General features: G+C 45.0%; 15 protein-coding genes and 4 tRNA genes. All 19 read left to right on the top strand.

Annotated elements, in window-relative coordinates:
- Nucleotides 1–83: 83 nt before the first annotated feature.
- A tRNA-Tyr gene (locus tag ASG33_RS23000) sits at nucleotides 84–166 on the top strand.
- A gap of 55 nt (nucleotides 167–221) precedes the next feature.
- A tRNA-Gly gene (locus ASG33_RS23005) sits at nucleotides 222–294 on the top strand.
- Between the two features lie 86 nt (nucleotides 295–380).
- Nucleotides 381–452, top strand: a tRNA-Thr gene (locus ASG33_RS23010).
- 127 nt (nucleotides 453–579) lie between these two features.
- A complete protein-coding gene (tuf, locus tag ASG33_RS23015) occupies nucleotides 580–1,767 on the top strand; it encodes an elongation factor Tu (RefSeq protein WP_031528324.1) in 1,188 nt (395 codons plus the stop codon).
- A gap of 101 nt (nucleotides 1,768–1,868) precedes the next feature.
- Nucleotides 1,869–1,939, top strand: a tRNA-Trp gene (locus ASG33_RS23020).
- Nucleotides 1,940–1,956: 17 nt separating this feature from the next.
- Nucleotides 1,957–2,148 carry a preprotein translocase subunit SecE gene (secE, locus tag ASG33_RS23025; RefSeq protein ID WP_056291150.1) on the top strand — a complete coding sequence of 64 codons (192 nt, stop codon included), beginning with the start codon at nucleotides 1,957–1,959 and terminating at the stop codon, nucleotides 2,146–2,148.
- Nucleotides 2,149–2,171: 23 nt separating this feature from the next.
- Nucleotides 2,172–2,726: a transcription termination/antitermination protein NusG gene (gene nusG / locus ASG33_RS23030; protein ID WP_031528322.1), complete on the top strand. Its 555-nt coding sequence runs from the start codon at nucleotides 2,172–2,174 to the stop codon at nucleotides 2,724–2,726.
- 73 nt (nucleotides 2,727–2,799) lie between these two features.
- Nucleotides 2,800–3,249 (top strand): 50S ribosomal protein L11, encoded by a 450-nt coding sequence (gene rplK / locus ASG33_RS23035; RefSeq protein ID WP_026631777.1) that lies wholly within the window; start codon nucleotides 2,800–2,802, stop codon nucleotides 3,247–3,249.
- Nucleotides 3,250–3,283: 34 nt separating this feature from the next.
- A complete protein-coding gene (gene rplA, locus ASG33_RS23040) occupies nucleotides 3,284–3,982 on the top strand; it encodes a 50S ribosomal protein L1 (RefSeq protein WP_031528321.1) in 699 nt (232 codons plus the stop codon).
- A gap of 1 nt (nucleotide 3,983) precedes the next feature.
- The gene (gene rplJ, locus ASG33_RS23045; RefSeq protein ID WP_031528320.1) at nucleotides 3,984–4,514 is read left to right on the top strand and encodes a 50S ribosomal protein L10; all 531 of its coding nucleotides are present in this window, start codon (nucleotides 3,984–3,986) and stop codon (nucleotides 4,512–4,514) included.
- An 86-nt stretch (nucleotides 4,515–4,600) separates the two neighbouring features.
- Entirely contained in the window at nucleotides 4,601–4,987 is a 387-nt protein-coding gene (gene rplL / locus ASG33_RS23050) for a 50S ribosomal protein L7/L12 (RefSeq protein WP_056291214.1), read from the top strand.
- A 312-nt stretch (nucleotides 4,988–5,299) separates the two neighbouring features.
- Complete coding sequence (gene rpoB, locus ASG33_RS23055) at nucleotides 5,300–9,166, top strand: DNA-directed RNA polymerase subunit beta (protein WP_056291152.1); 3,867 nt, start codon at nucleotides 5,300–5,302, stop codon at nucleotides 9,164–9,166.
- A gap of 77 nt (nucleotides 9,167–9,243) precedes the next feature.
- A complete protein-coding gene (gene rpoC / locus ASG33_RS23060; protein ID WP_056291153.1) occupies nucleotides 9,244–13,566 on the top strand; it encodes a DNA-directed RNA polymerase subunit beta' in 4,323 nt (1,440 codons plus the stop codon).
- 123 nt (nucleotides 13,567–13,689) lie between these two features.
- Entirely contained in the window at nucleotides 13,690–14,016 is a 327-nt protein-coding gene (locus ASG33_RS23065) for a DUF3467 domain-containing protein (RefSeq protein WP_056291156.1), read from the top strand.
- 106 nt (nucleotides 14,017–14,122) lie between these two features.
- The gene (locus tag ASG33_RS23070; protein WP_056291158.1) at nucleotides 14,123–14,584 is read left to right on the top strand and encodes a (2Fe-2S)-binding protein; all 462 of its coding nucleotides are present in this window, start codon (nucleotides 14,123–14,125) and stop codon (nucleotides 14,582–14,584) included.
- Nucleotides 14,585–14,586: 2 nt separating this feature from the next.
- Nucleotides 14,587–16,731, top strand: a complete 2,145-nt coding sequence (locus tag ASG33_RS23075; protein ID WP_056291160.1) for a xanthine dehydrogenase family protein molybdopterin-binding subunit — start codon at nucleotides 14,587–14,589, stop codon at nucleotides 16,729–16,731.
- Nucleotides 16,732–16,855: 124 nt separating this feature from the next.
- Nucleotides 16,856–17,827 carry a hypothetical protein gene (locus tag ASG33_RS23080; protein WP_056291162.1) on the top strand — a complete coding sequence of 324 codons (972 nt, stop codon included), beginning with the start codon at nucleotides 16,856–16,858 and terminating at the stop codon, nucleotides 17,825–17,827.
- Nucleotides 17,828–17,870: 43 nt separating this feature from the next.
- Nucleotides 17,871–19,811, top strand: a complete 1,941-nt coding sequence (locus tag ASG33_RS23085) for a KUP/HAK/KT family potassium transporter (RefSeq protein WP_056291163.1) — start codon at nucleotides 17,871–17,873, stop codon at nucleotides 19,809–19,811.
- 265 nt (nucleotides 19,812–20,076) lie between these two features.
- Nucleotides 20,077–20,451, top strand: coding sequence for a hypothetical protein (locus tag ASG33_RS23090; protein WP_056291165.1), 375 nt, complete (start codon nucleotides 20,077–20,079; stop codon nucleotides 20,449–20,451).
- The last annotated feature ends 135 nt before the right edge of the window (nucleotides 20,452–20,586 follow it).

Raw genomic sequence — 20,586 nt, forward strand, 5'->3', positions numbered from 1 at the left:
TTTGAGAATTTAAGAAAAGGCCATAATTTTGCGACTCCAAAAAGTGAAACAAACGGTTTCGCGGTAGTGTTGAAATGATGTACGGGGGTGTACCAGAGTGGCCAAATGGGGCAGACTGTAAATCTGCTGGTGTATGCCTACGGTGGTTCGAATCCATCCGCCCCCACAGTTAATGCCAATACAATCCTGTATATTACCAGTCAGGATCGGGCATAACAAATGCGGAAGTAGCTCAGCTGGTAGAGCGATAGCCTTCCAAGCTATAGGTCGCGAGTTCGAACCTCGTCTTCCGCTCATTTAGAAGCACCGTCGAAGCGATTAGCGAAAACATTCAATTGTAACTTTTTCGCTAATCGCTTTTTGGTTCTTACAAGGGTTTTGCTTTTGTAGCTCAGGGGTAGAGCACTTCCTTGGTAAGGAAGAGGTCAGGGGTTCAAATCCCCTCAAAAGCTCGGTAAGATTTTGATTCTGTATTTAGTTAATTGGTTTTGAAGCGCTTGGGTTTTGTAAGCTGAACAGGATCAATCAGTAGTGTTAAATAAATTCGTAATAACTTTTAATTTTAAGCGTACTTAAGTCATGGCAAAAGAGACGTTTGACCGCTCGAAACCCCACGTAAATATCGGTACTATCGGGCACGTTGACCACGGTAAAACCACCCTTACAGCAGCAATTACAACTGTACTTGCTGACAAAGGTTTCGCACAAAAACGCGATTTCTCATCAATCGACAATGCTCCTGAAGAGAAAGAACGTGGTATCACCATCAATACTTCACACGTAGAATACCAGACAGCCAATCGTCACTATGCGCACGTTGACTGCCCAGGTCACGCTGACTATGTGAAGAACATGGTAACTGGTGCTGCTCAGATGGATGGCGCGATCATCGTAGTTGCTGCTACTGATGGACCAATGCCACAAACTCGTGAGCACATCCTTCTTGCTCGTCAGGTAGGTGTTCCTCAACTTGTAGTATTCATGAACAAAGTGGATATGGTTGATGATCCTGAACTTCTTGAGCTTGTTGAAATGGAAATTCGTGAGCTTTTGAGCTTCTACGAATATGATGGAGACAACATTCCTGTAATCCAAGGTTCTGCTTTGGGTGGTTTGAATGGTGAGCCGAAATGGGTAAAAACTATCGAAGATCTTATGGATGCTGTTGATAGCTATATTCCAATTCCTCCACGTATGACAGATCTTCCATTCTTGATGCCTGTTGAAGACGTATTCTCGATCACTGGTCGTGGTACTGTTGCAACTGGTCGTATCGAGCGTGGTGTGATCAACTCTGGTGATCCTGTTGATATCCTGGGTATGGGTGCAGAAGGTCTTAAATCTACCGTTACTGGTGTTGAGATGTTCCGTAAGATCCTTGACCGTGGAGAAGCTGGTGACAACGTTGGTCTTCTTCTGCGTGGTATTAACAAAGAAGATATCCGTCGCGGAATGGTAATTTGCAAGCCAGGTTCAGTAAAACCTCACGCTGCATTCAAAGGTGAAGTTTACGTTCTTTCGAAAGAAGAAGGTGGTCGTCACACTCCATTCTTCAACAAATATCGCCCTCAGTTTTACTTCCGTACCACGGACGTAACAGGTGAAATTACCCTTCCAGCTGGTGTTGAAATGGTTATGCCTGGTGATAACATCACAATTGAAGTTAAGTTGATCAACAAGATCGCTATGGAAAAAGGTCTTCGTTTCGCGATTCGTGAAGGTGGACGTACCGTAGGTGCTGGTCAGGTGACTGAAATTCTTGACTAATCAAGAAAGCAATAATAGCAAGTGCATTTCCTTACGGAGTGCACTTGTTTTTTATAAATAAATCGTATCTTTGCAGCCCGAAAGGATGGGTTGAGTGATAAACGGGTGTAGTTCAAGGGTAGAATAGCGGTCTCCAAAACCGTTGATGGGAGTTCGAATCTCTCCACCCGTGCATATTTAAAAGGAACAATGGAAAAGTTTACTTCTTTCTTGAAGGCTTCCTGGGAAGAAATCACCCAGCATGTTACATGGCCTCCTTTCAACGAATTGCAGGCAAATACAACTCTAGTTCTGGTGGGTTCCCTCATTTTTGCTTTGGTTGTTGGTGTGATGGATTTCGTGTTCGAAAATGCATTAAAACTGTTTTATCAGTCTTTCTGAGGCTATTTTAACCCCTAAATGGTATGAGTAGTCTAAATTGGTTTGTGTTAAGAGCAGTGTCTGGACAGGAGAAAAAAATCAAGTCCTACATTGAAAATGAAATAACACGGCAGAAATTAACCGAGTTTGTTCCGCAGATCCTGATACCTTCTGAGAAGATATATGAGATGCGCAATGGTAAGAAACGTGTCAGAGAAAAGAATTTTTTTCCTGGCTACATCATCATTTCGGCTGACCTTTCAAAAGGTGAGGTGCTCCACATTATAACAAGTATCCCTGGTGTAATCGGATTTCTGGGAAATGCGGAGGGGAATTCGAAAGTGCCGGTTCCGCTCAGGCAATCGGAAATTAACAGGATTTTAGGTAAAGTGGATGAGGCGGAGCAGCATGAAGAAGCTCCAAGTATGTCCTTTATCAAAGGAGAAACTGTCAAGGTTGTTGACGGTCCATTCAGTGGCTTTATCGGACTTGTTGAGGAGGTATTCGATGAGAAGAAAAAACTCAATGTAGTTGTTAAGATATTCGGGCGTAATACACCCGTGGAACTCAGTTACGCACAAGTAGAAAAGGATAGTTGAGAAAGAGCGGGCAGGTAAGCTTCCACTTGCACTAGAACCGTGATTGATCAATGACCCAACAAATTCCAAAACAATGGCAAAAGAAATAGGTGGATACGTCAAACTACAGGTAAAAGGTGGCCAAGCCAACCCTTCACCTCCAATCGGTCCTGCATTAGGATCGAAGGGTTTGAATATCATGGAGTTTTGCAAGCAATTCAATGGCCGTACCCAGGATAAAATGGGTGTGGTATTGCCGGTAGTTATTACATACTATAAGGATAAGTCTTTTGACTTCGTCATTAAGACCCCCCCGGCCGCGATTTTGCTTCTGGAAGCATCAAAGGTGAAGACTGGTTCGGCGCAGCCTAACCGTCTGAAAGTAGGTTCGGTTTCTTGGGATCAGGTTCGTACAATCGCTGAGACTAAGATGCCAGATTTGAACTGCTTTACAATTGATTCTGCCATGAAGATGATAGCGGGAACGGCTCGTAGTATGGGTATCACTGTGGCAGGCAAAGCCCCATGGGAAGAAAACAACTAAGCGTAGGTTTTAATACGCTAACGAAACAAAGAACATGGGAAAACTGACCAAAAAGCAAAAAGAAGCTCTTTCGAAATACGACCCAAATCAAGCTTACTCTCTGGAGCAGGCAGCGGACGTTCTTAAAACGATTTCTTATACCAAATTTGATTCATCTGTGGATATCGACGTTCGTTTAGGCGTGGATCCTCGTAAAGCTGATCAAATGGTACGTGGCGTGGTGACATTGCCACACGGAACCGGAAAAGAGGTGCGTGTTTTGGTACTTTGCACTCCAGATAAGGAGGCAGAAGCGAAAGAAGCAGGAGCAGATTTTGTTGGTCTTGACGAGTATATCCAAAAGATAGAACAAGGCTGGACTGACATCGACGTAATCATCACTATGCCGAGTGTTATGGCAAAAGTGGGACGTTTAGGTAAAGTATTAGGTCCTCGCGGATTAATGCCAAACCCTAAATCGGGAACGGTAACCCCTGAAGTAGGCAAAGCTGTTAAAGAAGTAAAAGCAGGTAAGATTGATTTCAAAGTTGATAAAACAGGGATCATTCACACCAGCGTAGGAAAAGTTTCTTTCGGAACTGACCAGCTTGCACAAAACGCTCAGGAAGTTATCAACACCTTGGTACGCCTTAAACCATCTTCGGCAAAAGGTACTTACGTGAAAAGCATTCACTTGTCTAGTACGATGAGCCCGGGTGTTGTTATTGATAAAAACACGATTCCAGGATTATAATATGACAAGGGAAGAGAAAGCAGTAATTATAGACGAGTTAAGTCAAAAATTCGCTAGCACTCCGTACTTCTATATTACAAGCGCGAGTGGAATGTCTGTTAGCGAGGTTAACCAGCTAAGAGGATTGTGCTTTGAGCGCGGTATTGAGTATCGTGTTGTTAAGAATACATTGATTAGAAAAGCGCTCGAAACGTTAGACACGGATTATTCTTCATTCAATGAAGTTTTGAAAGGATTTTCTGGTGTAATGTTTCATCCGGAGTCAGGTAAAGTTCCTGCACAACTGATAAAAGAATTCAAGAAAAAATCAGGTAGCGACAAGCTTAAGTTTAAAGGAGCTTCTGTGGATACTGCGGTTTTTGTTGGCGAAAGCCAGCTTGACGTTCTGATCTCTCTCAAATCGAAACAAGAGATGATCGGAGAAGTTATCGGATTGTTGCAATCACCTGCTAAAAATGTTATCGGTGCTCTTTCAAGCGGCGGCAACAAATTGGCTGGTATCCTCAAAACTTTGTCTGAAAAAGAAGACTAGTTAAATAGCCAGGCTTAGCTCTCCGGGTCAAGAAAATTGGAGCTTTTTAAATCATCTTATTGTATAATCAAAAAATCAAAAATAAAATGGCAGATTTGAAAGCTTTCGCAGAACAGCTTGTTAACCTAACGGTTAAAGAAGTGAACGAATTGGCTACAATTCTTAAAGACGAGTACGGTATTGAGCCTGCAGCTGCTGGTGCAGTTATGGTAGCAGGTCCTGCTGGCGGTGGCGGTGCTGATGCTCCCGCAGTTGAAGAGAAAACTTCTTTTGACGTTATTCTTAAATCAGCTGGTGCAAGCAAACTGGCTGTTGTGAAATTGGTTAAAGATCTTACTGGTCTTGGACTGAAAGAAGCGAAAGAACTAGTTGACGGTGCTCCAAAACCTGTTAAAGAAGGAGTTGCTAAAGACGAAGCAGAAGCTTTGAAAAAACAACTTGAAGAAGCAGGTGCAGAAGTTGAAGTAAAATAATTTGCTTTCAACAGCATCCTATAATTACAGGAAACAGGCCTGACAATCGTCAGGTCTTTTCCTATTTTGAGTATATACCAAACGAAAAACTTTTTTTTGACGTTTGGTTTAGAGGTAGCAGCTTTTGCTGTGTATACCTCCATCTTCTCCGATAGTCTGCCCGAAACACTTCTTTACTCGTAGAAAAGATAGAAAAGGGGCCGTTATCTTATTCTCTACGAGGCATTAGATTAGGTTTAAAACTAATTAATACCATGCCCGACACTCAGTTCGACGCACTGGTTTTTCTTCTAACCCAAATCAAACATAGCCTTGGCTACAATTAAAGCAACAACACCTAGAAAGAACTTCTCAAGGATCAATCAGATTATCGATTATCCGGACTTGCTAGGAATCCAGGTACAATCGTTCCGGGATTTCTTCAGTTTGGATACTTCGGTAGAAGATCGTTCTGGAGAAGGATTGTACAAAGTTTTCGCTGAAAACTTTCCTATTGCGGATTCACGCGACAATTTCGTTTTAGAGTTCATTGACTATCTTCTTGAACCACCAAAATACTCTGTTGACGAATCCATTGATCGCGGGCTTACTTATGCAGTGCCCCTTAAAGCAAAGTTACGTTTGATCTGTAACGATGCTGATCATGAAGAATTCGAAACCATTGAACAGGAGGTTTTCCTAGGAAATATCCCTTACATGACCGAAAGAGGTTCATTTGTAATCAATGGTGCTGAGCGCGTTATCGTATCTCAGCTTCACCGTTCGCCAGGGGTGTTCTTCTCTATGAGCAAGCACACAAATGGTTCAAAACTATATTCTGCGCGTATTATTCCGTTCAAAGGATCTTGGATTGAATTCTCGACTGACGTGAATAACGTGATGTATGCTTACATCGACCGTAAGAAGAAGTTCCCGGTTACAACTCTTTTGAGAGCAATTGGATTCGGGTCTGATAAGGACATTCTGGACCTGTTCGGATTGTCTGAAGAAATCAGCGCTACTCCTGCAAACCTCAAGAAAGCAGTAGGCCGCCGCTTGGCTGCAAGGGTTCTTCGTACCTGGACAGAGGATTTCGTAGATGAAGATACTGGTGAAGTAGTTTCCATTCAGCGTAATGAAGTATTGCTGGAACGTGATTCTACTATTTCGGCTGATGATATCGATGTAATCACCGAATCAGGTCAGAAATCAGTTATTCTTCACAAAGAAGATATGAACGTAGCGGATTATAATATCATTTATAATACCCTGCAAAAAGATAGCTCGAACTCTGACAAAGAGGCAGTTGAGCAAATTTACCGCCAATTGCGTAATGCTGAGGCACCGGACGAACAAACTGCTCGCGATGTAATTCAGAGCTTGTTCTTCAGTGACAAACGTTACGACCTTGGTGATGTTGGCCGTTACAGGATCAACAAAAAACTAGGTTCTGACACAAGTCTTGACGTTCGCGTTCTGACAACAGGTGATATCGTTTCCATCGTGAAGTATCTGATCGGTTTGATCAATGCAAAAGCGGTTGTCGATGATATTGACCACTTGTCAAACCGTCGTGTACGTACAGTAGGCGAGCAGCTTTATGCTCAGTTTGGTGTAGGTCTTGCGCGTATGGCGCGTACGATTAAAGAGCGTATGAATGTGCGTGACAATGAAGACTTTAAGCCTGTTGATCTGATCAATGCGCGGACATTGTCTTCTGTTATCAACTCATTCTTTGGTACAAACCAATTGTCACAGTTCATGGATCAAACGAATCCATTGGCTGAGATTACGCATAAGCGTCGTATGTCGGCACTTGGACCTGGTGGTCTTTCCCGTGAAAGAGCCGGTTTCGAGGTTCGTGACGTTCACTACACGCATTACGGTCGTCTGTGTACGATTGAAACTCCGGAAGGACCGAATATCGGTTTGATCTCTTCACTCTGCGTTTTTGCAAAAGTGAATGGAATGGGCTTCATCGAAACTCCTTACCGCGTTATTGACGGCGCAGGTAAGCTGACAGATGAGCTTATCTATATGACTGCCGAGGAAGAAGATTCTAAGTATATCGCACAGGCAAATGCGTCTGTTGATAAAGAAGGAAACTTTACGGTAGAAAAAATCAAGACACGTTTCGAAGGTGACTTCCCGATGGTAGATCCTTCGCAGGCATCTTACATGGACGTTGCTGCGAACCAGATCGTATCTGTAGCCGCTTCGCTGATTCCGTTCCTGGAACACGATGATGCAAACCGTGCATTGATGGGATCTAACATGCAGCGGCAGGGTGTTCCATTATTGCGCCCACAAGCGCCTATAGTTGGAACAGGCCTAGAGAAACGTGTTGCAATGGATTCACGTGCATTGGTTGTTGCAGAAGGCGACGGTGTGATTGAATTTGTTGATGCGAAGAAAATTGTTGTTAAATACGATAGAACAGATGAAGATCGTCTGGTTAGCTTTATCGAGGACAGCGTTTCGTATGATCTGGTAAAATTCCGTCGTACCAACCAGGATACTTGCCTTAACCTGCAACCTATGGTTTTGAAAGGCCAGAAAGTGAAGAAAGGTGAGGCGCTTTGCCAGGGTTATGGTACAGAAGGTGGTGAACTTGCATTAGGCCGCAACCTTTTGGTTGCATTCATGCCTTGGCAGGGATACAACTTTGAGGATGCTATCGTGATTTCTGAGAAAGTTGTTCGCGACGATATCTTTACTTCTATCCACATTGAAGAATTCGAACTTGAAGTTCGTGACACAAAGCGTGGAGAAGAAGAATTAACAGCTGAAATCCCTAACGTAAGTGAGGAGACTGTTAAAAATCTGGATGAAAATGGTATCGTTCAGGTTGGTACCGAGGTTAAAGAAGGTGATATCCTGATTGGCAAGATTACTCCAAAAGGAGAATCCGATCCAACTCCGGAAGAAAAACTACTTCGTGCAATCTTTGGTGATAAGGCTGGTGATGTAAAAGACGCATCTAAGAAAGCGCCGCCATCAATGAAAGGTGTGGTTATAGATACCAAACTTTTCTCCCGCCCAACTAAGGAGGAGCGTGCGAAACATAAAGACGAGCTGCGTCTTTTAATGAAGAAGTATAGCCGTGATCTGACTGCATTGCGCAGCCGCATTATCGACAAGCTTGTTCAATTAACAGATGGCAAAACGACTCAGGGTGTTAAACACAAATTCGGAGATGAGTTGATCAGCAAAGGAATGAAGTTCAACGTGAGAAATATCTCTGAGAACTTGTTCCCAGCGAATAACCCTTACCGCGATGAGAGCCAGTATGCCGTTCCTGAGGAGGTAAACCTTATTGGTGATGTATTAACAGACTCATGGACTGAGGATGCTGATACAAACCGCCAGATTTCTCTTGTTTTGAAAAACTACCTCAATGCAAGAAGTGAAATCATGGGACGCTTCAAACGCGATCGTTTTGCGCTTGAAGTCGGTGATGAATTGCCAGCAGGTATCGTGAAACTTGCAAAGGTTTATATCGCTAAAAAACGTAAGCTGAAAGTTGGAGATAAAATGGCAGGTCGTCACGGTAACAAAGGGGTAGTTGCCCGTATTGTTCGTGATGAGGATATGCCATTCCTTGAAGATGGAACACCGGTTGATATCGTGTTGAACCCACTTGGGGTACCTTCACGTATGAACATCGGTCAGATTTACGAAACCATTCTTGCCTGGGCAGGTCTGAAACTGGGTCGTCGCTATGCAACGCCTATTTTCGACGGAGCAACAGAAGCAGAAGTGGCAGCGGAATTGAAAGAAGCAGGGTTACCTGATTGGGGACGTACTTATCTGTACAATGGTCTTACTGGCGACAAATTCGATCAGCCTGTAACTGTTGGTCTGATGTACATGATGAAACTTGGTCACTTGGTTGATGATAAGATGCACGCCCGTTCTATCGGACCGTACTCTTTGATTACACAACAACCATTGGGTGGTAAAGCACAATTCGGAGGTCAGCGTTTTGGAGAGATGGAAGTGTGGGCTTTGGAAGCATTCGGTGCATCACACATTCTTCAGGAGATCCTTACCGTGAAATCTGATGACGTGGTTGGCCGTGCAAAAGCCTATGAAGCGATCGTGAAAGGTGAGAACCTTCCAAAACCAAATATTCCGGAGTCATTCAACGTACTTGTTCACGAGCTTCGCGGACTAGCATTGGAGATTACACTGGACTAATTTCTAGTCGTGGCGCCGAAAGGCGCCATTAATGAAATCAGATTAGTTTTCGACTAACAGACAAACGACTTTTTATTATGTCTTTCAAAAAGAACAAAAAATTAAATAGTGACTTTTCCAGAATGACCATCAGTCTGGCTTCACCGGAGTCTATCCTTGAGAGCTCTTTCGGTGAAGTAACCCAGCCTGAAACCATCAACTACCGGACTTACAAGCCGGAAATGGGTGGGTTGTTCTGCGAGCGTATTTTCGGGCCTGTGAAGGACTGGGAATGTCACTGCGGAAAATATAAGCGCATTCGCTACAAAGGCATTATTTGCGACCGTTGCGGTGTGGAGGTAACTGAGAAAAAAGTACGTCGTGAACGTATGGGACACATTGAATTGGTGGTTCCGGTGGCGCATATCTGGTACTTCCGCTCATTGCCAAACAAAATCGGTTACCTGCTTGGACTTTCTACCAAGAAGCTTGATCAGATCATTTATTATGAGCGGTATGCAGTTGTTCAGCCAGGTGTTAAAGAAGAAGATGGCGTAGGTTACCTTGACTTCCTTACAGAAGACGAGTACCTCGATATCATCGACAAATTGCCTCGCGAAAATCAATTGCTTCCTGACACAGATCCCAACAAATTCATTGCGAAAATGGGAGCTGATGCATTGGAAATGCTATTGAGCCGCATTAAGTTGGATGAACTTTCATACGAACTCCGTCACCAGGCTGCAACAGATACTTCTCAGCAACGTAAAGCAGAAGCTTTGAAACGCCTGAAAGTAGTTGAAGCTTTCCGTGATGCAAATACACGTATTGAAAACCGTCCTGAATGGATGGTGATCAAAATGGTACCTGTTATTCCACCGGAATTGCGTCCATTGGTACCTCTTGATGGTGGCCGTTTCGCAACTTCGGATTTGAATGACCTTTACCGTCGTGTGATTATCCGTAACAACCGTCTGAAACGTCTGATCGAAATCAAGGCACCTGAGGTGATCTTGCGTAACGAAAAAAGGATGTTGCAGGAAGCGGTTGACTCGCTTTTCGATAACAGCCGTAAAGTGAATGCAGTACGTTCAGAAGGTAACCGTGCTTTGAAATCACTTTCAGATATGCTGAAAGGAAAGCAAGGACGTTTCCGTCAAAACTTGCTTGGTAAGCGTGTTGACTACTCTGGTCGTTCGGTTATCGTAGTAGGTCCTGAATTGAAATTGCACGAATGCGGTTTGCCAAAAGATATGGCGGCAGAGCTATTCAAGCCGTTCATTATCCGCAAGCTTATCGAGCGTGGAATTGTTAAAACTGTAAAATCAGCGAAGAAGATTGTGGATCGCAAGGATCCTGTGATCTGGGATATTTTGGAAAACGTTTTGAAAGGACACCCTGTTCTTCTTAACCGTGCTCCGACACTTCACCGTTTGGGTATCCAGGCATTCCAGCCTAAGCTGATTGAAGGAAAAGCGATCCAGCTGCACCCATTGGTTTGTACGGCATTCAACGCTGACTTTGACGGTGACCAGATGGCGGTACACGTACCACTTGGTCAGGAAGCTGTTTTGGAAGCATCAATGCTGATGTTGTCATCGCATAACATTTTGAACCCTGCAAACGGGGCGCCGATTACTGTACCTTCTCAAGACATGGTTTTGGGTCTGTATTATGTAACAAAAGGCCGCGTAAGCACACCGGAATATCCGATTATCGGAGAAGGTAAGATTTTCTATGGTCCTGATGAGGTGATCATCGCGATCAATGAAGGCAAGCTTTCAAAACATGCCAATATTAAATGCCGCGTAAGTGTTCGTAATGATGACGGAACTTTCGAGGTTAAATTGATCGATACAGTTGCTGGTCGCTTGTTGTTTAATCAGGCAGTTCCGGCAGAAGTAGGGTATATCAACGAATTGCTGACTAAGAAGAAATTGCAGCAAATCATTGGTTTGGTCTTCAAGCAAGCTGGTGTAGCACGTACTGCTCAATTCCTTGATGAAATCAAAGAACTTGGTTTCCAAATGGCCTTCAAAGGTGGTTTGTCAATGGGATTGGACGATGTAATGGTTCCGGAAGAAAAAGAGAAGCTGATCGAGCAAGCCAAAGGGGACGTTGAGAACGTTTGGAACAACTACCTGATGGGTCTTATCACCGAGAATGAGCGTTACAACCAGGTTATTGATATCTGGACACGTGTTAACTCACGGATTACCGAGACTTTGATGAAGCAGCTGGAAACAGACAAGGGCGGATTCAACTCCATTTATATGATGATGCACTCAGGTGCACGTGGTTCGCGCGAGCAGATCCGTCAGCTGGGTGGAATGAGGGGTTTGATGGCGAAACCACAGAAGAACATTGCTGGTGGCGCCGGTGAAATCATTGAAAACCCAATCCTTTCTAACTTTAAAGAAGGTTTGGACGTGCTTGAATACTTTATCTCAACCCACGGTGCTCGTAAAGGTTTGGCCGATACTGCATTGAAAACTGCGGATGCTGGTTACCTGACCCGTCGTTTGCATGACGTGGCGCAAGATGTGGTTGTAGTTGAAGAAGACTGCGGATCACTTCGTGGTATCGCAATCTCTGCTCTCAAAGACAACGAAGATATTGTTGAGCCACTTTCTGAGCGTATCCTTGGTCGCGTGAGTGTTCATGATGTATTTGACCCATTGTCAAATGAAATGATCCTTGCTTCCGGACAGGAAATTACAGAAGAGATTGCCGCATACATTGACGAAACCAGCATTGAAACAGTAGAAATTCGTTCTGTATTGACTTGCGAAACCCGCAATGGAGTATGTGCGAAATGCTACGGGCGTTCATTGGCTTCGGCGCACATGGTGAACATTGGTGAAGCTGTGGGTGTAATTGCATCTCAGTCAATCGGTGAGCCAGGTACGCAGCTGACCCTTCGTACATTCCACGTCGGTGGTACTGCTTCCAACATTTCTGTTGAAGCAAATATCAAGGCGAAGTTTGACGGGGTGATCGGTTTCGAAGATCTGCGTCTTGTACAGTCGGTTAATTCCGAAGGAGATGAGGTAACAGTAGTAATGGGCCGCTCAGGTGAAGTTAAAATTACCAACCCTGAAACCGGACAATTACTGATCTCAAACAACGTACCTTACGGTGCGCACCTGTTGGTAAAAGACGGTGAAAAGGTTTTCAAAGGACAAGAACTTTGTACCTGGGATCCATATCATGCAGTAATTCTTTCTGAATTCACGGGAGCAGTTTCTTTCGATGCAATTGAAGAAGGTATTACATACCGTGAAGAATTTGATGAGCAAACAGGCTTCCAGGAGTCGGTGATCATTGAAACACGTGATAAAACCAAAAACCCGGCTATCGTGGTAAAAGGTAAGTCTACGTTGTTGAAAGATCAGACTGAAAAAGGCTATAACCTTCCTGTTGGAGCACGTTTAGTAGTAAAAGCTGGTACCAACATCAAAGCTGGTCAGCCACTTGCTAAGATCCCGCGTGTTGTTGGTAAAACCCGTGACATTACCGGAGGTCTTCCACGTGTAACTGAGCTTTTTGAAGCACGTAACCCATCTAACCCTGCTACGGTTTCTGAGATCGATGGTGTGGTATCTTATGGTGGTGTTAAGCGTGGTAACCGCGAAATCCATATTGAATCAAAAGACGGAACGCAGCGTCGCTACATGGTGGCACTTTCGAAACACATTCTTGTTCAGGATGGTGACTTCGTAAGAGCTGGTGATCCGCTTTCTGATGGAGCGATTACACCTGCGGATATTCTTTCTATCAAAGGACCGACCGCAGTTCAGGAATATCTGGTAAATGAAATTCAGGAAGTATACCGTCTGCAAGGTGTGAAGATCAACGATAAGCATATCGAATGTATCGTACGCCAGATGATGCAGAAAGTGGAGATCCTGGATGCAGGTGATACTAACTTCCTTGAAATGCAGCCAGTTGACCGCGTTCTGTTCCGCGAAGAAAATGATAAGATCCTGGATCTGAAGGTGGTAGAGGATGCTGGTAGCTCCGAAACATTGAAACCGGGTATGATCGTTTCTGTTCGCCGCCTACGTGACGAAAATTCAAGCTTGAAACGCCGCGACCTTAAACTGGTTACTGCGCGTGATGCGCAGGCAGCTGTGGCGAAACCTACTTTGATGGGTATCACACAAGCTTCATTGGGTACTGAAAGTTTCGTTTCTGCGGCTTCATTCCAGGAAACAACCAAAGTATTGAGTGAAGCAGCTGTTCGTGGAAAGCGCGATGAACTGAAAGGCTTGAAAGAAAACGTGATCGTAGGTCACTTGATCCCAGCCGGAACAGGAATGCGTCAATACGAAAGCCTGATCGTTGGATCAAAAGAAGAATTCGATGCATTAACCGATTCCCGTGACAGACAGTCGCGTAAGAAAAAAGAATTGGCATAGTATAGTAAAACAGGTAAAAGGCCGGCCCGCAGCAATGTGAGCCGGCCTTTTTGCTTTTGGTAGCTGCAATTTTTTAGTAATTTCCATGATCCATTCTAGCTCCGGCTGTATCAAAACCAACCAATGAAAGAAGAAAAGGAAAGCGAACAACAAATCAATGTAGAATTGTCTGAGGAAATGGCTGAGGGTGTTTACTCCAATCTTGCAATGATAGCACATTCAAACAGCGAATTTATCCTGGACTTCATCCGGCTGATGCCAGGTGTGCCAAGAGCCAAGGTAAAAGCGAGGATTATCGTCACACCCGAACACGCCAAGCGTTTAGTGGCCGCATTGAAAGATAATATACAGAAATACGAGGATCAATATGGTCCTATCCCAAGCTCGCAGGACAATGATCCGACCTTTAACTTCCCTATCAGCTTCGGAGGTCCGGGAGGCGAAGCGTGATTATCGTCGCCAGATAAAATGTTAATAGCCAGTATCTTTTTGGGATTTTTTGTAATTTCGGAAAGTTCGCTGCTCAGTGAGCTTTGTAAGACTCAACCTATTCACCATGGCTTTATTCAAACTTTCAATTAACAACCGCACCGTCGAGGCGGATGTGGAGCAGGACACTCCGCTTCTCTGGGTATTGCGGGACAACCTCGGATTGGTTGGTACAAAATACGGCTGCGGGATCGCCCAATGCGGCGCATGTACCGTACACCTGGACGGTAAGGCTGTAAGATCCTGCGTCCTTCCCGTATCAGCAGTCGGAAAGTCCAAAGTGACAACAATCGAAGGACTCTCTGAAAAAGGCGATCATCCTGTTCAAAAAGCTTGGGACGAAGTGGATGTGGCGCAATGCGGCTATTGCCAGGCTGGACAGATTATGACAGCCGCAGCTCTTTTGAAGGCAAAACCAAAGCCAACCGACGAAGAAATCGTAGCAACCATGAGCGGCAATTTGTGCCGTTGCGGTACCTACCACCGCATTAAGGAAGCAGTGAAAGTAGCAGCCTCTAAATCCAATTAATCATGAAGACACTAGATCAGACTTCCCGGCGTGATTTTATGAAAGTCGCGGCGGCAGCAGGTGGCGGATTGTTCCTGGGATTCAGTTGGTCCAACTCCAATGCACTTCCAGTGGTTGTTGATGCAAAATCCATTGCAGCCGGCACGATCAATTTCAATGCATATCTTTCAATCGGGACTGACGATATTATTACCATTGTTTCGCCCAATCCGGAAATTGGCCAGGGAATTAAAACCGCATTTCCGATGGTCGTGGCCGAAGAACTGGACGCCGATTGGAAGCAGGTAAAAACGGTACAAGGGAATTTAGATACAAATATTTTCGAAAGGCAGCTCACCGGAGGAAGTGGCGCAGTACCTCACTCGTGGGACAGATTGCGTAAAGCGGGTGCTACTGCGAGGTATATGCTTGTGGAAGCGGCCGCTTCGACCTGGAAAGTGCCCGCTGCGGAATGTACAACCGAGAATGGAAAAGTTTTGCATAAAGCTTCCGGCAAATCACTGACTTACGGTCAGCTTGCAGAAGCCGCATCCAAGCTTGAAGCACCCAAAGAGGTTCAATTAAAAGACGAAAAGAACTTCAAACTGATCGGCCAATCCGTCAGGAATGTTGATAATAACAATATCGCAACAGGCAAGCCGCTTTTCGGCCTCGATTTTTATCGGGAAGGAATGTTGTTTGCGCTGGTTCAGCGGCCCAAAGCTTTTGGGTTAAAACTGAAATCGGTTAATGCAGATGCGGCGAAGAAAATGCCGGGAATCGTCGACGTAGTTACGTTTGAAAACAGCGTCGCCGTAGTTGGTAAGTCTACCTGGCAGGTGAAAAAGGCCCGCGAAGCTTTGAAGATCGAGTATGAAAAAGCGGCTGATCTGGAAAGCTCTGCCGATCATAACCGGATCTTCTCACAATTGATGGACAATGGAGAAGCGACTGTCCGGAGAAAAAACGGGGATGTAGAAGCTGCATTCAAGGGTGCTGCCAAGGTAATCAAGGCGGAGTACCAATGCCCGTTCCTGCCGCACAGCCCGCTTGAACCTATGAATTTCTTCGCACACGTGCGTGAAGATGGCGTTGAGCTGGTTGGTCCGACCCAAACACCCGATCGCGCCCGAGCAGAGGTAGCAAAACTTACGGGAATCGCGCCCGAAAAGATATCGGTTGAAATCACGCGCCAGGGCGGAGGTTTCGGAAGAAGGCTTGCGGCAGATTATGTAATTGAAGCAGCACACGTGTCCAAGCTGGTAAAAGCACCGGTTAAAGTGATCTGGACGCGGGAAGATGATATGACAGGCGGCATTTACCGGCCGGCAGTAAGATACCGTTTTGAAGCTGCATTGGACAAGAATGGTGAAATGATCGGATACAAGCTTCGCGGAGTAGGTATCAACTCGGGTAACCCGACCAGGGAAGATAATTTTCCTTCCGGCTCCGTGGATAACCTGCTGATCGATTCGGTTGAACATAAATCACCGATCACAACCGGGCCGTGGAGAGCGCCGATTACCAACTTCCTGGCTTATGCAGAGCAATCGTTTATAGACGAAGTAGCCGAGGCTGCTGGCAAAGATCCTGTTGCATTCAGACTTGCGCTTCTTGAGAAAGCCAAAAAATCACCTGCCGGTGAAGTGAAATACGATGTTGACAGAATGATTGGCGTAATTAAGCTGGCAGCTGAAAAAAGTAACTGGGGTAAAAAGAATGGAGTTCATCAGGGTTTCAGCGTCTATTTCTCGCACCGGTCTTACGTGGCCCAGGTGGGCGAAGTAGTAGTTGAAAAAGGCAAGCCGGTTCTGAAAAACGTGATTGCTGCTGTGGATTGCGGCATTGTAATCAATAAAAGCGGCTCACTGCAGCAAGTACGGGGCGGTGTTGTCGATGGATTAGGCCACGCGATGTACGGGAATATGACTTTCAAGGACGGAACGCCAGACCAAAGCAATTTTAATGGTTTCAGACTGATCCGCATGAATGAGATTCCGGAAGTGGAAGTTCATTTTGTGGAGAATGGGATATCTCCGACCGGCCTTGGCGAACCTGCATTGCCACCTACCGGCGGCGCAGCAGCCAACGCATTTTATAAAGCAACCAAGCAGCGCCTGAGAAATCAGCCGTTTATCAACGAAGAAGCTTTTAAGGGAATATCGTAAGATTGTTAACGATAATTTGAAAAGACAGTAAGAAGAAATGTAACATTGCATTTCTATCTTACTGTCTTTTTTTACAACTCCATTTTTCCGCTTATACTCATAAATTCAGTACTGTTCAAACTCAATGAAAAACCTAATTGTAGTCTCGGTCGCATTCATTTGTATGTGCGTGAGCGCGTTCAAAGTAGCGGATTATCCGGGTACCGAAATATCAAATGGAATTGTTCAGGCTAAATTGTACCTGCCCGACAGCAAAACGGGTTACTATCGCGGAAAGCGGTTTGACTGGGCCGGCGTAATTCACAGTCTGGAATATAAAGGGCATTCCTACTTTGGCAAATGGAACCAGGCTCCTTACGATCCGGAGCTGCACGACGCGATTATGGGTCCGGTAGAAGAGTTTGTGGCCCTGGATTTCGATGAGGTTAAGCCAGGAGATACTTTCGTGAAAATAGGTGTGGGCACATTGGTGAAGCCCGACGATAAAAAGTATGCGTTTGCAACTAATTATAAACTTGAAAACGGAGGTAAATGGACAGTGAAGAAGGGAAAAGATCAGGTAGCATTTACTCACGAGCTAAAAGATAAATCCGGGTACGGATATGTTTATACGAAAACAGTGCGACTCGTGCCAGGCAAGCCCGGGCTGGTGCTGGAACACAACCTCAAAAACACGGGAACAAAGGCAATCGCCACAAGCACTTACAATCATAATTTTTTCATGATTGACAATGAGCGTTCCAATGAAAATATCAGGATCGTTTTTCCGTTTGATGTATCCGGTGAGGGCAGCGGATTTGGCAGTATCATCAATGCAAAAGGAAAACAACTTACTTATGCAAGAGAAGTGAAGCCAGGCGATCAGGTATTCAGCAGTGGTTTGACAGGTTTCGGGACCTCGGCAAAAGACTACGATATCCGCATTGAAAATACCAAAAGCCGGGCCGGGGTCAGAATAACCTGTGATAAACCCCTCGAAAAGCTTGTTTACTGGGCTTGTCCCACTACCTCCTGTCCGGAGCCTTACATCCGCATTGCCGCGGAGCCGGGCAAAGAAGTTAGCTGGAAAGTCAATTATGAATTTTATACACTTTAAAATGTTTGAGGATTGTTATAATCCTCATTTTTTGTAAAAACCAATGGGTTCTCATAAGCATCTTGACAAAGCCTCTGCAGCGGGGTTACTGGTCGCATTAGGGATTATTTTCGGAGATATAGGCACATCGCCATTGTACGTAATGCAGGCGATTATCGGTACAAGCGCAATCTCTGATGAAGTGGTGTATGGAGCAGTATCCTGTATTTTCTGGACGCTTACTTTACAAACGACGGTGAAGTACGTGATCCTGATCCTGCGGGCCGACAATAAAGGAGAAGGCGGAATTCTGGCACTGTTTGCATTGGTAAGGAAAAATGCCTCCTGGCTGGCTGTTCCTGCAATTATTGGTGCCAGTACCTTGCTTGCAGACGGTATTATAACGCCGCCCATTTCGGTTTCTTCTGCGGTGGAGGGTCTGCGGATACTTTATCCGGATATTCAAACAATCCCCATCGTAATCGGGATACTTACCTTGCTCTTTATCATTCAGATATTCGGTACCACCATTGTGGGGCGCGCATTTGGTCCCGTCATGCTGATCTGGTTCCTGATGCTGGCGGTACTGGGCCTTTCGCAGGTGATCGATCACATGGAGATCCTCAAATCGCTTAATCCTTATTACGGTTATCAGCTGCTCGCCAATCATCCCGGCGGCTTCTGGATGCTGGGCGCAGTATTTCTTTGTACAACGGGCGCCGAAGCCCTATACAGTGACTTGGGGCATTGCGGAAGGGGAAATATCCGGATCAGCTGGATTTTTGTCAAAACCTGTTTGATCCTTAACTACTTCGGTCAGGGCGCCTGGCTTATTGTCCATTCCGGCGATTACCTTAACGGACGCAAACCGTTTTTTGCAATGATGCCTGAATGGTGGCTGCTGCCGGGCATTGCGATAGCCACAATGGCTACTATCATCGCCAGCCAGGCTTTGATCAGCGGATCGTTTACATTGATTTCAGAAGCAATCCGGCTTAACTTCTGGCCAAAGGTGCGGTTGATTTATCCGAGCGATCAAAAAGGACAGCTCTACGTACCAAGCGTAAACTGGCTCTTGTGGGCTGGCTGCGTTGGCATTGTGCTTTATTTCAAAGAATCGTCGCACATGGAAGCGGCATATGGTCTGGCTATCACGCTCACGATGATCATGACCACCATTCTGATGTCCGTTTACCTCTATGTGCATAAGGTACAAAAATGGTTGCTCGCCGTATTCCTGATCGTGTACCTTGCTATTGAGGGCTCCTTCCTGGCCGCCAATCTTTTGAAATTCATGCATGGAGGCTGGGTTTCGTTGTTACTTGCCAGCGTGATCGCATTTGTAATTACAGTTTGGTTAAAAGCCTATTACATCAAGCTGAGGTTGACTGAATTTGATAATCTTGAAAAATACATCAGTCCGCTCCGCGAGCTGAGCAATGATATCAGTATTCCCAAGTACTCGACGCACCTTATTTTCATGTCCAATGCGTCACACGAATCGGAGATCGAGACCAAGATCATTTACTCGATTTTTTACAAACGTCCGAAGCGGGCCGATATCTACTGGTTTGTGCACGTGGAAACCACTGACGAACCTTACACAATGGATTATCACGTGAATATCCTGGCTGAGGACGACGTGATTAAAGTTACATTCCGCCTTGGTTTCAGGATTGAGCAGCGTATTAATCTGTTTTTCAGGAAAGTGGTAGAGGATATGGTGATGAATAAAGAAGTGGATATAACCAGCCGCTACGAATCGCTCAACAGGCAGAATATTACAGGCGATTTCAGGTTTGTTGTACTGGAACGGTATCTTTCCCTCGAAAACAACCTGCCTTTCCGGGAAGAGCTGATCATGAAAATCTACTTTGCTATCAAAGGAATAACTACCTCCGAGGACAAGTGGTTTGGACTGGACAGCAGTGCTGTGAAAGTGGAAAAGGTACCGCTTGTTTTGACGCCAAGCGAGAAAATCAGAATGCGCCGGGTTTATAACTAGCGCTGCGAAATATTTCTAAACAGGTAAACAATTCATTTTTAAAATGATAGCAGGCTTAATGGGTATTTGAATGCGCAATTTGTGGATAAGTGCCTTAACAACAGTTAAGTAAGCAAATATCACTCTGGTTAACTTATCAGGGCATACTCATTTTAATTCAATAAAAAGTTGAAATAAGTAAACTCTTGTTGACTTGATTTTCGTCGCTGGAATGCTTTTGTTAGTTACAATAACATCACTGTAACCAACTAAAAACCAGACGAAAATGAAAAAGATCATAACCATGACATTCGGCGCTTTGCTTGCGGCAGCAGGAATGGTGAGCGCACAAACGACCACAACTCCGGGTACTTCGGTACCTCAGACCGTACCGACCCAGGACCCGGCTACAACTACGCCAGCAACTGAAAAAAAGACGGATTTCAATGCGCCGCAATCACCAACAAGACCTGCGACAATCCCCTCCGAGGATACATTAATCAAAGGGCAATCCAGTTCCGGCGCGGTTATAAAAGACACATTGATGCCTTCATCGAACAGGAAAGAAGATCGGATGAACCGCAGAAAAAACAGGAAAGGAACAGTTGAAACAGGCGATACTACTTCAACCAGTGGTTCCGGCCCGGCAAGAAAGCAGTAATTAAGCGCATCATACAACAAAAAGAGGCTGTCTCAAATGCACTGCCCCCAAAAAGTTAGACACTTCTTGGGGGCATTTTTATGGGTAAAAACAGAAAACATAGTGTAGAGTTCAGGCTGATGGTTGTGAAAGCTT

The sequence above is a fragment of the Dyadobacter sp. Leaf189 genome, assembly GCF_001424405.1.
Lineage (GTDB): Bacteria > Bacteroidota > Bacteroidia > Cytophagales > Spirosomataceae > Dyadobacter.

Coding starts and splice junctions, on each gene's coding strand:
- tuf (WP_031528324.1), top strand. CDS start 580: ATGGCAAAAGAGACGTTTGACCGCTCGAAACCCCACGTAAATATCGGT.
- secE (WP_056291150.1), top strand. CDS start 1,957: ATGGAAAAGTTTACTTCTTTCTTGAAGGCTTCCTGGGAAGAAATCACC.
- nusG (WP_031528322.1), top strand. CDS start 2,172: ATGAGTAGTCTAAATTGGTTTGTGTTAAGAGCAGTGTCTGGACAGGAG.
- rplK (WP_026631777.1), top strand. CDS start 2,800: ATGGCAAAAGAAATAGGTGGATACGTCAAACTACAGGTAAAAGGTGGC.
- rplA (WP_031528321.1), top strand. CDS start 3,284: ATGGGAAAACTGACCAAAAAGCAAAAAGAAGCTCTTTCGAAATACGAC.
- rplJ (WP_031528320.1), top strand. CDS start 3,984: ATGACAAGGGAAGAGAAAGCAGTAATTATAGACGAGTTAAGTCAAAAA.
- rplL (WP_056291214.1), top strand. CDS start 4,601: ATGGCAGATTTGAAAGCTTTCGCAGAACAGCTTGTTAACCTAACGGTT.
- rpoC (WP_056291153.1), top strand. CDS start 9,244: ATGTCTTTCAAAAAGAACAAAAAATTAAATAGTGACTTTTCCAGAATG.
- ASG33_RS23065 (WP_056291156.1), top strand. CDS start 13,690: ATGAAAGAAGAAAAGGAAAGCGAACAACAAATCAATGTAGAATTGTCT.
- ASG33_RS23070 (WP_056291158.1), top strand. CDS start 14,123: ATGGCTTTATTCAAACTTTCAATTAACAACCGCACCGTCGAGGCGGAT.
- ASG33_RS23075 (WP_056291160.1), top strand. CDS start 14,587: ATGAAGACACTAGATCAGACTTCCCGGCGTGATTTTATGAAAGTCGCG.
- ASG33_RS23080 (WP_056291162.1), top strand. CDS start 16,856: ATGAAAAACCTAATTGTAGTCTCGGTCGCATTCATTTGTATGTGCGTG.
- ASG33_RS23085 (WP_056291163.1), top strand. CDS start 17,871: ATGGGTTCTCATAAGCATCTTGACAAAGCCTCTGCAGCGGGGTTACTG.
- ASG33_RS23090 (WP_056291165.1), top strand. CDS start 20,077: ATGAAAAAGATCATAACCATGACATTCGGCGCTTTGCTTGCGGCAGCA.